Raw genomic sequence first — 14216 nt, forward strand, 5'->3', positions numbered from 1 at the left:
ACTACAGACACAAATGACTATGGTATTTCGGAGCCTCTTATTTGGCTTATTATTGAGTGTGGCAGGGCTAAGTGTGGCGGCAGAAACGACGCAGACCAACGAGCTTAAAGGCATTGATTTTCGAGTCAATAAAAACAAAGACGCTGTATTGATTGTTGAACTCGCATCACCTTCGACAGTAGTTAATGTGCAGAAAGTGGCTGACGGTTTACAAATTGAACTGCTTAAGACGGATGTCTCCAATGAGAAACTGTATGTCTTGGACGTCAAAGATTTTGCAACCGTTGTTGAGAGTATCGAGGTATTGCGCAAAGAGCCAAGTACACAGTTACTGGCGACCATTCATGGCGAGTTTAAGTATGATTACAGCTTGAAAGGGAAATACCTTGAGGTGGTGATTGGCAAACTGAAAGAACAAGAAAAACCTAAGCCGAAGAGCATTCTTGAGAAAGAGGGCAAGCTTATCTCGATTAACTTTCAAGATATTCCTGTGCGAAATGTTTTGCAGCTTATCGCAGATTATAACGCGTTTAACCTAGTCGTCTCAGATTCGGTCACTGGTAACCTGACGCTACGGCTTGATGGCGTGCCTTGGCAGCAAGTGCTCGATATCATTTTGCAAGTCAAGGGATTAGATAAGCGTGTTGACGGCAATGTGATTTTAGTTGCACCTAAAGAAGAGTTGGATTTACGTGAAAAGCAGCAGCTTGAAAAGGCACGTTTGGCTGAAGAGTTGGGCGATCTACGCTCTGAAATCATCAAAATTAATTTTGCTAAGGCGTCTGATATTGCGCAGATGATTGGCGGTGAAGGGGCGGTCAGCATGTTGTCTGAGCGAGGTTCCATCAGTATCGACGAGCGAACCAACTCACTGCTGATCCGTGAATTGGCTGAGAATATTGTGGTGATACGCCAAATTGTTGAATCGCTCGATATCCCGGTCAAACAGGTACAGATTGAAGCGCGCATTGTTACGGTCAACGAAGGTAATTTGGATGAACTTGGCGTACGCTGGGGCTTTACTTCGACCAATGGCAACAACACCGCAGGCGGAAGTATTGAAAGTAATTTATTCCAAGTGGGCAAATTGGGGGAAAGCACATTGCCCGTTGATGACTTCCTTAACGTAAACTTAGCGGCGACCTCTGCTAACGCCTCAAGTATTGCCTTCCAAGTGGCTAAGTTGGGGTCGGATATGTTGTTGGATTTAGAGCTTTCAGCGCTGCAACGTGAGTCGAAAGCGGAGATCATTTCCAGCCCTCGTTTGATTACGACCAACAAGAAACCCGCTTATATCGAGCAGGGTACGGAGATCCCTTATCTGGAGTCTTCTTCCAGCGGGGCAACGACAGTCGCCTTCAAAAAAGCGGTGCTGAGTTTAAAAGTAACGCCGCAGATAACGCCGGATAATCGTTTAGTGTTAGATCTCAGTGTCACTCAAGACCGGCCTGGGGATATTGTAAAAACAGGGACGGGAGAAGCGGTTGCAATTAATACTCAGCGTATTGGCACTCAAGTATTGGTCAATAATGGAGAAACCGTGGTCCTTGGTGGAATATTCCAACATAGCGTCAACAATACGGTAGATAAGGTGCCATTACTTGGTGATTTGCCATTACTTGGTGCATTGTTCCGCCGTTCCTATGAGCAAGTGGGCAAAAGTGAGCTGCTGATTTTCGTGACACCGAAAGTCGTCATTCAATAACTTACGGCTGATATTGCGATTGGTTAAAAAATAAAGTTGCATTAGTGGCACCATATCTAGATAATTTCGGGTCTTATCACGAATCATCTGTGAGGAATAGGTGCCACGAGCGTCTTAACGGTCAGTATTATACTGGCTAATCTTGTGGCGATGTCATTGAATTAACGTTGTAAATTACTGCTAAACATGGCTGAGAAACGCAATATTTTCCTTGTTGGCCCAATGGGCGCCGGCAAAAGTACAATTGGTAGACATCTTGCTCAACAACTGCATATGGAGTTTTTAGACTCAGATACAGTCATTGAAGAGCGTACAGGCGCAGATATCGCATGGGTATTTGACGTCGAAGGTGAAGAGGGCTTCCGTAAACGTGAGGAAGCTGTAATTAATGACCTAACCGAGAAACAAGGTATTGTACTCGCAACAGGCGGTGGTTCTGTTAAGAGTAAAGAAAACCGTAATCGTTTATCTGCTCGTGGTATTGTGGTCTACCTTGAAACGACGATTGAAAAACAACTTGCACGCACGAACCGTGACAAAAAACGGCCATTGCTTCAAACAGACAATCCACGTGAAGTCTTAGAATGCTTGGCTGATGAACGTAACGATCTTTACGCTGAGATCGCTGATTTTACGGTTCGTACTGACGATCAAGGTGCAAAAGTGGTAGCCAACGAGATCGTAAAAATGCTAGAAGAACATTCCTAAGTTCTTTATTTGGAGTGCAAACCATGGAACGGATTACGGTCAGTTTAGATGAGCGTAGCTACCCAATCTCAATTGGCGCCGGATTATTTAATGATCCGGCCCTCCTTTCTTTCTTATCGGCCAAACAAAAAGTCGTCGTCATCAGTAATGTGACGATCGCGCCTTTGTACGCGGATAAAATCTTCGCCCTTCTTGCACCGCATGCTTGTAATGTCTCCTTGCTTGAACTGCCAGATGGCGAGCAGTACAAAACTTTAGATACATTTAATACGGTTATGAGTTACCTGTTGGAAGGTAATTACAGCCGTGATGTGGTGATCATCGCTTTAGGTGGTGGTGTGATTGGTGATTTAGTTGGATTCGCCGCAGCCTGTTATCAGCGCGGAGTCGATTTTATCCAAATACCGACCACGCTGCTTTCGCAAGTGGACTCCTCCGTTGGCGGTAAAACCGCAGTCAATCATGCTTTAGGTAAAAACATGATTGGTGCATTTTATCAGCCGAAAGCCGTCATTATTGATACTGAATGTTTGGCGACTTTACCTGCGCGAGAATTTGCCGCTGGTATGGCGGAAGTGATCAAATATGGCATCATTTACGATCATGATTTCTTTGTCTGGTTGGAAGAGAATCTCGATAAACTCTACGCCTTAGATGAGCAAGCGCTAAGTTATGCCATCGCTCGCTGCTGTCAAATTAAAGCCGATGTGGTCGCTCAAGATGAAAAAGAGTCGGGAATTCGCGCGTTGTTGAACCTAGGTCATACATTTGGTCATGCGATTGAAGCGCAGCTCGGGTATGGTAATTGGCTACACGGTGAAGCGGTTTCTGCCGGAACTGTGATGGCCGCTAAAACGGCGCAGTTACAAGGTTTAATTAACGATCAGCAAGTTGAGCGGATTGTTTCTATACTCAAAAGAGCAAATTTACCGATTCATACGCCCGAAAGCATGTCGTTTTCTGACTTTATGCAACACATGATGCGTGATAAAAAAGTGCTTTCAGGCGAACTACGTTTGGTGCTACCAACCAGTATTGGTACATCACAAGTAGTGAAAGGTGTACCCGAAGCGGTCATTGAACAAGCGATTGACTTCTGCCGCACCCTGTAAATCTTCATTGATACTAATTTGACAGTTGTCTGTCAGTAGGACGGCCTAATGAGTTTGGCGAATGAATTACGTATATTGGAATTAGATTCGCAAGTCGAGCTACTTGAGCGTTTGCAATTATTGACCAATTTTGGCTCAAATGTCATTACCGTTGGTGGTGGATTAGGTTTTGGTAAATCTTGGTTAGCGCAGCGTTATTTAGAAGCGTGGGCCGAAGATAAAAACCAATCGCTGTTGCTGTGTCATCCCAATCAAGATGACCAGCAGCGTCGAGCGACCATTCTTACCCAAATCGTTTCAGGCCCGTTATTTAATCCTCACGATACACTTTCTGACAGCTTAGCTCGCCTGCTTGATGGTGGCGGTTGTGATGTGGTGATTGTTGTCGATGACGCTCATCTACTCTCTGAAACCTTAGTGTCTGAGCTATGGATGCTGGTGTTAGAAGCACAAGCCAATCCATTGTGGACCATCAATGTCGTATTATTTGCACAAGCCAATAGTCTTGATGCTTTGCTGACTCGTTTAAGCTACGGACAAGAGCATAAACCCGTAGAGCTTGAGATTGAAGCCCTAAGCAATGAAGAAGCGGATCGCTTTTTTGAAAATCTGGTCATGCGTTATGTACCCGATGAGATGGAGCGCCGCGTACGCAACGCTTACAAAAAGGTGAAACGCGTGCCTGGGGAAATCATGGCATTAGGAGAGCAGAAAATGGAAAAAAGGATCATCATCCGTTCGATTATCGGTTCTCCTGTGCAGATCGCTGCCTTGGTTTTACTGCTTCTGCTCATCATCGGTGGTGGTTACTGGTGGCTATTTACCCAGCCCTCACCAGATGAGCAAGCGTCGCAAATTACAGGCACACTCGAGCAGACGGTGATTCCGACGCTCGGGGATGCTGCTGCACCAACAGTCAATACGCTTAACGATGATTCAGCAACTGACGCCGCCAATAATGGGAAGGAGCTTGCGAAAAGTGACCCGAGTTATTTAGATGCTGAAGATGATTCCAGTTCGTTACCACCCGATGTGATGGAGAATTCAGAGAGCGTGGGCATAATTGACAGCGATCAGCAACGAGTGGTGATTGAGTCTGATGTTGTGGATGCGCTTTTGGAAGGCAATTCGACCAAAGCCGATACGTCAGTGATTAATAATGCACTTGCTGATGCACAAAACCGCACGGCGCAAACTGTGCCCGTAAGTGAGACTGCCACTGCTGCTGCGCCAACGAAAATCACCTTCTCCTTTGCGAGAGAAGAACTCAAAGCCTTCTCGCCACGCAGTTATACTTTGCAATTAGCGGCGGTCAGTTCGCTTGCTGAAGCGCAAAACTTTCTTAACACCTACGCGCTGCAAGAAAAGGTGCGTATTTATCCGACAGCACGCAATGATGTGGAGTGGTACATCATCACTTATGGTAATTATCCAACCATCCAGTTTGCGCGTGATGCCGTTGAAACCTTACCGAAAGCGTTGCAATTGCAAGGCCCTTGGGCCAAATCGCTCAGCCAAGTACAGCGAGAGATTGATCGTGCGAAATAACGCTGAGCTTGACGCAAAAATATGTTACATTCCGCAGCCTTATTTCGTGGTTGAAAGATAGAGCAGTAAATGAAGAAGCAGCGTGCCTTTCTTAAATGGGCTGGTGGTAAGTATGGCCTAGTCGAAGAGATTCAACGTCACCTGCCACCAGCGCGTAAACTGGTTGAACCCTTTGTTGGTGCTGGCTCTGTGTTCCTCAATACTGATTTTGAACAGTATTTGTTGGCCGATATCAATCCTGATCTCATCAACTTGTACAACCTGATCAAAGATCAACCTGAACTGTACATCACCGAATCTAAGCGTTGGTTCACTGCCGATAACAACCGTAAAGAAGCGTATCTCGATATTCGCAAAGAGTTCAATAAAACCGATGATGTACTGTATCGTTCGTTGGCGTTTTTATACATGAACCGTTTTGGTTTTAATGGTTTATGTCGCTACAACAAAAAAGGCGGTTTCAATGTGCCTTTTGGTTCCTACAAAAAGCCTTATTTCCCGCAAGCAGAATTGGAGTTTTTTGCCGAGAAAGCCAAGAAAGCGACCTTTATTTGCGAAGGATACGAAGAGACGTTTCGTCGTGCTCGCAAGGGCTGTGTTGTCTATTGCGATCCGCCATACGCGCCACTCTCTACTACCGCCAATTTTACTTCTTATTCTGGTAATGGCTTTTCATTGGATGATCAAGCCTCATTGGCCGATGTCGCCGAAAAAGCCGCCAATGATCGTGGCATACCGGTACTGATTTCCAATCATGACACTAAGTTAACGCGCCGTTTATATCATGGTGCAGAACTTAACGTGGTCAAGGTTAAGCGCACCATTAGCCGTAATGGAGCAGGGCGCAACAAAGTAGATGAGTTGTTGGCGCTGTTCAATACAGCGGAATGCGAAGGTTAACATTTCGCAGTTAAATCGGGTGTCGCGCTAGGATATCTTGGCCAGCTTAGGTAGAATTGCGGGCGAATTTTGCTCATCACGCATTTGCGCCCACTAGCCTAAGAGGTCAGGTATGAAAGATTTCCTAATTGCCCCATCTATACTCTCAGCAGATTTTGCTCGTCTTGGCGAAGATGTTGAGAAAGTGCTTGCCGCTGGGGCAGACGTTGTCCATTTTGATGTAATGGATAACCACTACGTTCCCAACTTGACCTTTGGTGCTCCGATTTGTAAGGCGCTGCGTGACTATGGTGTTACGGCACCGATTGATGTTCACCTGATGGTGAAACCAGTTGATCGCATTATTCCTGATTTTGCCAAAGCAGGGGCTTCGATGATCACTTTTCATGTGGAAGCTTCTGATCACGTTGATCGCACATTGCAATTGATCAAAGAGCACGGATGCCAAGCGGGTGTAGTGCTCAATCCAGCTACGCCACTTGCGCATCTCGAATTTATTATGGATAAAGTGGACCTCATTTTGCTGATGTCGGTTAACCCTGGTTTTGGTGGCCAATCTTTTATTCCGCATACGTTGGATAAACTGCGCGCGGTGCGTCAATTGATTGAGCAATCGGGTCGTCATATCCGCCTTGAAATTGATGGTGGAGTCAAAGTCGATAACATTCGTGAAATTGCACAAGCGGGCGCAGATATGTTTGTCGCAGGCTCGGCTATTTTTGGTCAACCTAATTACCAAACGGTGATTGATGAGATGCGCGCAGAATTAGCCAAAGTGGCGCGCTAAGTCATAATACTGACTACACCTCAATAATCACTACGCAACATACTTATAACGCAACAAGGGGCTTTGTGCCCCTTGTCTATTATTCGGAAGTTAAGATGTCTTTAAGCTCAATTAAATTAATCGCCTTTGATCTCGATGGTACCTTGCTCGACAGCGTGCCAGATTTAGCCGTAGCCGCCGACCAAGCGGTACAATCGTTAGGCTATTCATCAGTATCAGAAATGCAAGTGCGTGATTACGTCGGCAATGGTGCAGATGTGCTGATCGCTCGCTCACTTAGCCAAAGTTTAACCATCAACCCTGATCTTAGCGATGAGATCAAAGCCACCGCTCGTGAGCGTTTTGATGAATTTTATGCCCAAACGGGCCATAAACTGAGCCATTTATATCCCCAAGTGAAAGAAACCTTAGCGCAGCTACACAGTGCTGGATTCACATTAGCTTTGGTGACCAATAAACCGTCTAAGTTTGTACCTGACGTATTGGTACAACATGGTATTGAGCACTTTTTTAGTGATGTGATTGGTGGTGATACCTTCCCGATCAAAAAACCTGATCCAATGGCGCTTAACTGGCTATTGGATAAACATCAACTAACGGCCAAGGAAATGTTGATGGTTGGGGATTCGAAAAACGATATTTTAGCGGCTAAAAATGCGGGTTGTTATTCGTTTGGTTTGACTTATGGCTACAATCACGGTGAGCCCATTTCAGCTTCCAACCCTGATTACGTGGCGGACTGTATCGACCAATTGCTTGATGTGTTGCGAGTTTCAGCATAAAAGTTCACACAATGCGCTAGTAAAATACTCGTCAATGAGTACACTGCATAAACCGCGTTATCGCTAAATCAAGTATCACTTAGCGAATAAGCGCGGTTTTTTTCACAGACATTTTCAGTCTTATCTCATTTTAAGTAGCAAGGAAATCATCCCTATGAGCAAACCCATTGTATTGAGTGGTGTTCAACCGTCAGGTGAACTAAGTATCGGTAACTATTTGGGTGCTCTACGTCAATGGCAACAGATGCAAGATGACTATGATTGTCAATACTGCGTGGTTGACCTGCATGCGATCACGGTTCGTCAAGATCCGAAAGCACTGCATGAAGCCACGTTAGATGCGTTGTCAATCTGTCTTGCAGTTGGTGTTGACCCTAAAAAGAGCACGCTATTTGTTCAGTCACACGTACCAGAGCATGCTCAATTGGGTTGGCTTCTCAACTGCTACACGCAGATGGGTGAATTGAGCCGCATGACTCAGTTCAAAGACAAATCAGCACGTTATGCGAACGATGTGAATGCGGGCTTATTCGGTTATCCTGTGTTGATGGCGGCCGATATTCTACTTTATGGCGCGCACCAAGTACCCGTGGGCAGTGACCAAAAGCAGCACTTAGAACTTGCGCGAGATATCGCGACTCGTTTTAACAACATCTATAGTCCTGAAAAGCCGATCTTCACCATTCCAGAGCCTTACATTCCTCAAGTGAACGCGCGAGTAATGAGCCTGCAAGATGCGACGAAAAAGATGTCTAAGTCAGATGATAACCGTAAGAATGTCATCACTTTGCTGGAAGATCCAAAGTCGATTATCAAGAAGGTTAATAAGGCTCAGACAGATACTGAAACGCCACCACGCATCGCTTTTGATACCGAAAACAAAGCGGGCATCTCCAACTTGATGAGTTTGTACTCTGCGGCGACAGGCAAAAGCTTTGCTGAGATTGAAGCGCAATATCAAGGTGTTGAGATGTACGGCCCTTTCAAGAAAGATGTTGGCGAAGCGCTGGTTGCCATGCTGGAGCCTGTTCAAGCTGAATACGCGCGCATTCGAGAAGATCGCGCGTATCTTGATTCAGTAATGAAAGCGGGTGCAGAAAAAGCCTCGGCTCGCGCTGCGATCACTTTGAAAAAAGCATTTAAAGCGGTAGGGTTTGTCGAGCGTCCTTAGTTTTTCCTGCGACAATCTAACTCCTTTCGCATTAAATAAAGCTAGGTTTTCCTAGCTTTATTTGTCACCCCTAAACCACCGCCTTGGGCGGTGGTGATTGAACCTTGGGGCTATTGCCCGCAGAAGTGCCCATGTTAGAAGTAAACCTCTTATTCACCACAAGTAAGAGGAAACAAAAAACATGGGCGACTACAGAAGTTCATCACATGTCCATTGGCGTTGTAAATACCACATAGTTTGGACGCCGAAATACAGATTCAAGATCCTGAAAGGGAATGTAGGTAAGGAGCTTTATCGCTCAATCTATATTTTATGCAATATGAAAGATTGTGAGGTATTGGAACTAAATGTTCAGCCGGATCATGTTCATCTGGTTGTGATAGTTCCACCAAAAGTTTCTATCTCAACGTTGATGGAAGTGTTGAAAGGACGTTCGGCAATTCGGTTGTTTAACAAATTCCCCCATATAAGAAAGAAGCTCTGGGGGAATCATTTTTGGGCAAGAGGTTACTTTGTCGATACGGTTGGCGTAAATGAAGAAATCATCAGACGGTACGTCAGACACCAAGACAAGAAAGCTCAAGAATATAAGGCGCAGTTAGAGTTGAAGATGAACTAACAGCGCGAGGATGCCCCCTTTCAGGGGGCTGTAAACCAAAGCCGCCTTCTAAGAAGGCGGATTTTTACTTTTACTTCTGCTTAATAAAATTTGATCTTTCTCTTTGTATTGTAGGCTTAGGTCTACACTTTAAATCATAACCATGATGATGAGTTTTGAACATGAGACGACTGCTGTTATTAGGATTGATGTTCATCTGTAGTGCCGCCGCCGCAGATCCAGTTCGTATTTGTGTTGGTGATGTGAATGTTTGGCCCCCGTTCACCTATTGGCAGGGAAGCTCGTATCAAGAAAAAGCCGATTCCTTGACTGGCTCAGCCACAACTCTGGTGTTGGACGCATTAAAATCTCACAACATCGATTACCAGTTTTATTTTATGCCTTGGGCGCGAGTCCAACATGAACTGACGCAAGAGCGCGGTCGCTGCGATTTGACATGGGATGCAAGTTATCGCGCAGAAAGGGCTGAGTACAGCTATTTTTCGGTCCCGCTTTATACGATCCAACTCGGTTATTTTACGCTGCCAGACAACCATGAAGATTTAAAAGACCTATCCGTTGATGGCGTATTATGCGGAGTTAATGGCTTTAATTATGAGAATTTTGCACTGTCTAGAGAACCCTCTCTCTATTTAAATTCCGTACAGCAAGCGCTGAATATGCTGCAAAAAGAGCGGTGTGATTGGTTTGTGAGTGAAATTGAACCCATTTATGGTGGAATTCAGTTGGGTCTATATAAAATTGATCGGCCAATCATTCATCATTTTCTCGCTAGAAACAAGCCGTACCACGTGCAAGTTCGCCGTAGCTTAGAAAATTCGATGCCGCTGTTAAATCAGCTTAATGACTATTTTCTCGATGCGCAGCAAACTGGTCGCGCGCAGGCGGTCTTTGATCGTTACCTCTCTTTTAGCCAGCCACAATAATCGAACTAAGGTGTTTGTCGTGTACGGAGCACCTTGTTTGCTTTTCTTTTTAGAAAAATAAGACTTTTCACCTTACTGCAATACCACTGTCGAAAACCCCCTTTACCTTCTTTGTTGAAAGTTTGCGCTTAGTTCAAGTATTTGCTCTAGCTATGCGATGTTGATCTCGATATGAATGGTGAATGTTTTTATCTTTCATTTAAAAACACAACACTGTACGCGCAAATGGAACCAATCCCCTTTATAAACGTGATTTACAACACCTTGCTTACCACTTCGGTTACAGAGCAGGGAAAGAGGTGAACAATGGAATCGACACGAATTAAACCCTTTGGCCGAACATTACTCGCTGCGGCGATAAGCTCCACATTGGCTGTATCAGCTCAAGCTGAGATTATTATTTCTCAGTATGTAGAAGGCAGCAGCTTCAATAAGGCCATCGAAATTGCTAACACTAGCAATGCATCTTTCAGTTTAGACAATTTCATTTTAGCGAAATCAAGCAATGGCGGTGGGAACTGGGATACACAGTTGCCCCTGACTGGGCGAGTAATTGCCGCGAACGATGTGTTAGTGATTTCTCATGTCAGCGCCAATAGTGCTATCCAAGCGGTGAGTGATGAAAATGATGGCTCGGTGATTAATTTTAACGGTGATGATCCGGTGGCACTGCTAAACAGTGATGGTAGCGTACATGATGTGTTGGGAGTGATGGGCGGCATTAACTGGGGCAAGGATACCACTTTAGTGCGTAATAGCGATAGCCTCACGCCCTCAGCGGCTTATCAAGCTGCGCAGTGGAGCGCGTTAGGCAAGGATAATATTGAAGGGTTAGGCGCACTCGATGCCGTTGAGCCACCGGCTGAATTTACCTGTACTCAAGAGGGATCTGAGCCCGCCTTTACCTCTATTCAAGCGATCCAAGGCGAAGGGCAAACCTCTCCTCTCATTAGTGGCTACCCTTACATCACCGACCAAGAATATTTTGTCAAAGGTGTCGTGAGTGCCATTACCACAGGGTTGACTAAAGGTTTTTATCTGCAAGCGTTGGAAGATGATTACAACTTAAATACCTCTGAAGGTTTGTTTGTTTTTACCGATCAATCAAGTTCAAGTTTAAAACCGGGGGATGTGGTTTGTGTGAAAGGTAAAGTACAGGAGTATTACAACCTCACACAGCTTAAAGTCGAAAACAACCAATGGCTAAAACAAGGTGAGCAAGAGGCTCCACAAGCGACCGCGATAGAGATTTTGCCCACCGATGAGAACTTTGAGCACACATTAGAGCGTTATGAAGGCATGTTGGTAAAAACCACACCAGAGCTGGATATGCGTGTGACGCGCACCTTTGGTTATGACTATGCTTCTCGTCGCAATAACATGGTGTTAGCGCAAGGTCGTATTAACATGCAACCGAACCAGCTATTCGCTGCGGGCTCTGAGCAAGCCAAACAGCAGAGCATCGAAAACGCGCAGCGCCGCGTGTTTATTGAATCAGATGCGAAAGCCGCCGATGGTCAAATTCCGTACTACCCAGAGTTTGGTCGCAGTGATATTGATCAAAATGGTTCGACGGAAGATTACATCCGCATTGATGACAGCATCATAGGTTTAGAAGGTGTGCTCTCATACGGTTACAACGAATATCGTCTGATTGTGACTAATTCGCTCAACCAAGAGAATTTCGTGCGCAATGATCCTCGCAGCGAGAAACCGGATATCGATGAAGGCGATCTGCGCATTGCCACATTCAACGTGCTTAACTATTTCAACTCGCCGTTTGGCGGTGATGCAAATCAGCATGGTGATAATCGTGGTGCTAATAACCTTGCAGAATTTGAATTGCAGCAAGCGAAGATCGTTAATGCGATTGTACGTTTGGATGCCGATATTGTCGGTTTGATGGAAATTGAGAATAACGGTTTCGGTGCAGGTTCGGCGATTGCGCAATTGGTCAATCAGATCAACAGCCAGATCTCGGATAAGAAAAAGCATTACCGTTTTGTCGCGATTGACTCAAATAATGATGGCGTGACCGATGAACTTGATTCTATTGGCACGGATGTGATCACTACAGGAGTGATTTATCGTGAAAAAGTAGTGAAGTTGACAGAGAATCGTGTAATTCCAATGCCAAGCCAGCAAGCACCAGAAGTGTTGGATGACAAAGGCAAAGTGATTGAAGATGGTAAAAATTACCAGCGTGACACGCTTGCACCGACCTTCAAAGTTAAAGGTGGCAATGAGAAAATTACCGTCGCGGTTAACCATCTAAAATCCAAGGGTTCGGCATGTTGGGAAGATGCTGCACCAGTTGAACAAGGTGGGCAAGGCGGCAAAGATCTTGATTTTCAAGGTGCATGTGAACAATTCCGTGTCGCAGCTGCAGTTGCTTTAGGTGAAGCGTTACAAAAAATAAAAGGGCATAAAGTCATTTTGGGTGATATGAACTCTTACGGTATGGAAGACCCGATGCTTGTATTGACCGACTACAGCCCAGAGAAGTATGGCAAAACCATTCGTGCGGCACGTAACACTTACATTGCAGGTACTCCTCAATTTGGTGATGATGGCGCGTTGATTACTCACAATTATGGGTACCTTAACGCTGTGGCGATAAAACACCCAGAGAGCTGGAGTTACTCATTTAATGATGAAGTTGGCGCACTGGATCATTTGCTGGTCAGCAAAAGTTTGAAAGGCAAAGTAGTGGATGCGACCGACTGGCACATCAACGGTGGTGAATCGACACTGTTTGATTACAACAGTGAATTCAAAGGTGATTTGCCCAAATATCAAGATCATTTCCGCGCATCTGATCATGATCCTGCCGTGTTAGAACTGAACATCTATGGCGGTTCATTCGGCCTAGGAGCACTCTTCTCATTACTCGGCTTTGGTATGTGGCGACGTCGTCGTTAAGGCTTAAAGTGCGCCCCGTTAACTGACGGGGCGTTTTTGTTTTGCTCAAGCTCGGATTTTTTCAATTAAATAATCAATAAATAGCCTTACTCGTGGCGCAAGGTGGTGACGGCTCGGGTAAAGAATGTTCATGGTGTTATCTGATAGATAATAATCTGGAAAAAGCCTGACGAGGTTAGGATCATTGATTTCGTCAGCGAGAAAATTGGCAATCAAGCCGATCCCCATGCCTTGTTGTACCATTGACATCGCACCAAGCGGCGCATTGCAGATATGTTTAGGGCGGGTTTTGATGTCGCATCTCACTCCCTTTGGATTGATTAGCGTGACTTTATCTTGAGGAAGATTCAATAAAGTTAACGCAACCCATGGGTGCTGCTCTAAATCTCGTAGTTTCCTTAATAAAGGTGCACTAGCTAAGTATTTTTTACTGGCGTATATCCCCATTTTAAAAGGCATTAATTCGCGGCCAACCATTGAGCAAGATGTCAGTTCACCCATTCTGATCAGCACATCTAATTGTGTGGCTACTGGATCTTGTAAACCATCTTCGAGTTGAATATCAAACAGCACATTGGGGTAACTCTCAGAAAATGTTGAAATCAGCGGACTTAAAATATAGCTGCCGACATCAATGGTTGTACCGATCCTAATCACGCCTGCCACATCGGTAGACAAATGCTGGACGGCCCGTAGCGCGTCTTCTGCCAGCGGTAAGAGGCCATTGGTATGTTGATAAAATGCGTGCCCTTCAGTCGTTAGGCTAACTTTACGGGTAGAGCGATGCAGTAAACGTACGTTAAGATGTGATTCTAGCAAGCTAACTTGCTCGCTCACTTTCGATTTTGCTATGCCTAACGATTCACCAGCCGAGGTAAACGAACCGTATTCAACCACTTTATTAAAAATGGCAATACGTTTTAACTCACTCAACATAATTGTTCCCTTATTGGTAACCTTTCGTTCTTGTTTTGTTATCTAGTCAACCTTTGTCATTCATCAAATAATGACAGCTCTAATTAGAGAGATATAAACC

The 14216-nt window shown here is 45.0% G+C and carries 12 protein-coding genes; 11 read left to right on the forward strand and 1 reads right to left on the reverse strand.

Features of this window, described 5'->3' with window-relative positions:
• Positions 1-13 precede the first annotated feature (13 nt).
• The 11 genes from AACQ17_RS16740 (at position 14) to AACQ17_RS16790 (ending at position 13180) form a co-directional block, all read left to right on the forward strand.
• The gene (locus AACQ17_RS16740; protein WP_094167685.1) at positions 14-1705 is read left to right on the forward strand and encodes a type IV pilus secretin PilQ; all 1692 of its coding nucleotides are present in this window, start codon (positions 14-16) and stop codon (positions 1703-1705) included.
• Positions 1706-1891: 186 nt separating this feature from the next.
• Entirely contained in the window at positions 1892-2413 is a 522-nt protein-coding gene (gene aroK / locus AACQ17_RS16745) for a shikimate kinase AroK (protein ID WP_010317691.1), read from the forward strand.
• A 23-nt stretch (positions 2414-2436) separates the two neighbouring features.
• Positions 2437-3525 (forward strand): 3-dehydroquinate synthase, encoded by a 1089-nt coding sequence (gene aroB, locus AACQ17_RS16750; RefSeq protein WP_026027894.1) that lies wholly within the window; start codon positions 2437-2439, stop codon positions 3523-3525.
• Positions 3526-3573: 48 nt separating this feature from the next.
• On the forward strand, positions 3574-5073 hold the full coding sequence (locus AACQ17_RS16755; RefSeq protein ID WP_094148096.1) for an SPOR domain-containing protein: 1500 nt from the start codon (positions 3574-3576) through the stop codon (positions 5071-5073).
• 69 nt (positions 5074-5142) lie between these two features.
• The gene (locus AACQ17_RS16760; protein ID WP_013855892.1) at positions 5143-5973 is read left to right on the forward strand and encodes a Dam family site-specific DNA-(adenine-N6)-methyltransferase; all 831 of its coding nucleotides are present in this window, start codon (positions 5143-5145) and stop codon (positions 5971-5973) included.
• Between the two features lie 112 nt (positions 5974-6085).
• Positions 6086-6760: a ribulose-phosphate 3-epimerase gene (gene rpe, locus AACQ17_RS16765; RefSeq protein WP_013855893.1), complete on the forward strand. Its 675-nt coding sequence runs from the start codon at positions 6086-6088 to the stop codon at positions 6758-6760.
• Positions 6761-6855: 95 nt separating this feature from the next.
• Positions 6856-7542, forward strand: coding sequence for a phosphoglycolate phosphatase (locus AACQ17_RS16770; RefSeq protein ID WP_026027427.1), 687 nt, complete (start codon positions 6856-6858; stop codon positions 7540-7542).
• Between the two features lie 154 nt (positions 7543-7696).
• Entirely contained in the window at positions 7697-8713 is a 1017-nt protein-coding gene (gene trpS, locus AACQ17_RS16775; RefSeq protein WP_013855895.1) for a tryptophan--tRNA ligase, read from the forward strand.
• A gap of 181 nt (positions 8714-8894) precedes the next feature.
• A complete protein-coding gene (gene tnpA, locus AACQ17_RS16780) occupies positions 8895-9332 on the forward strand; it encodes an IS200/IS605 family transposase (RefSeq protein WP_094148097.1) in 438 nt (145 codons plus the stop codon).
• A gap of 161 nt (positions 9333-9493) precedes the next feature.
• Positions 9494-10258: a substrate-binding periplasmic protein gene (locus tag AACQ17_RS16785; protein ID WP_094148099.1), complete on the forward strand. Its 765-nt coding sequence runs from the start codon at positions 9494-9496 to the stop codon at positions 10256-10258.
• Positions 10259-10564: 306 nt separating this feature from the next.
• Entirely contained in the window at positions 10565-13180 is a 2616-nt protein-coding gene (locus AACQ17_RS16790) for an ExeM/NucH family extracellular endonuclease (protein WP_094148101.1), read from the forward strand.
• Between the two features lie 45 nt (positions 13181-13225).
• On the opposite strand, the gene AACQ17_RS16795 is transcribed toward AACQ17_RS16790, so the two are convergent.
• Positions 13226-14116, reverse strand: coding sequence for a LysR family transcriptional regulator (locus AACQ17_RS16795; RefSeq protein ID WP_017046755.1), 891 nt, complete (start codon positions 14114-14116; stop codon positions 13226-13228).
• Positions 14117-14216 lie beyond the last annotated feature (100 nt).

It is taken from the genome of Vibrio sp. V10_P2A27P122, assembly GCF_963874335.1.
In the GTDB taxonomy this organism is placed as follows: domain Bacteria; phylum Pseudomonadota; class Gammaproteobacteria; order Enterobacterales; family Vibrionaceae; genus Vibrio; species Vibrio anguillarum.

Coding starts and splice junctions, on each gene's coding strand:
- AACQ17_RS16740 (WP_094167685.1), top strand. CDS start 14: ATGACTATGGTATTTCGGAGCCTCTTATTTGGCTTATTATTGAGTGTG.
- aroK (WP_010317691.1), top strand. CDS start 1,892: ATGGCTGAGAAACGCAATATTTTCCTTGTTGGCCCAATGGGCGCCGGC.
- aroB (WP_026027894.1), top strand. CDS start 2,437: ATGGAACGGATTACGGTCAGTTTAGATGAGCGTAGCTACCCAATCTCA.
- AACQ17_RS16755 (WP_094148096.1), top strand. CDS start 3,574: ATGAGTTTGGCGAATGAATTACGTATATTGGAATTAGATTCGCAAGTC.
- AACQ17_RS16760 (WP_013855892.1), top strand. CDS start 5,143: ATGAAGAAGCAGCGTGCCTTTCTTAAATGGGCTGGTGGTAAGTATGGC.
- rpe (WP_013855893.1), top strand. CDS start 6,086: ATGAAAGATTTCCTAATTGCCCCATCTATACTCTCAGCAGATTTTGCT.
- AACQ17_RS16770 (WP_026027427.1), top strand. CDS start 6,856: ATGTCTTTAAGCTCAATTAAATTAATCGCCTTTGATCTCGATGGTACC.
- trpS (WP_013855895.1), top strand. CDS start 7,697: ATGAGCAAACCCATTGTATTGAGTGGTGTTCAACCGTCAGGTGAACTA.
- tnpA (WP_094148097.1), top strand. CDS start 8,895: ATGGGCGACTACAGAAGTTCATCACATGTCCATTGGCGTTGTAAATAC.
- AACQ17_RS16785 (WP_094148099.1), top strand. CDS start 9,494: ATGAGACGACTGCTGTTATTAGGATTGATGTTCATCTGTAGTGCCGCC.
- AACQ17_RS16790 (WP_094148101.1), top strand. CDS start 10,565: ATGGAATCGACACGAATTAAACCCTTTGGCCGAACATTACTCGCTGCG.
- AACQ17_RS16795 (WP_017046755.1), bottom strand. CDS start 14,116: ATGTTGAGTGAGTTAAAACGTATTGCCATTTTTAATAAAGTGGTTGAA.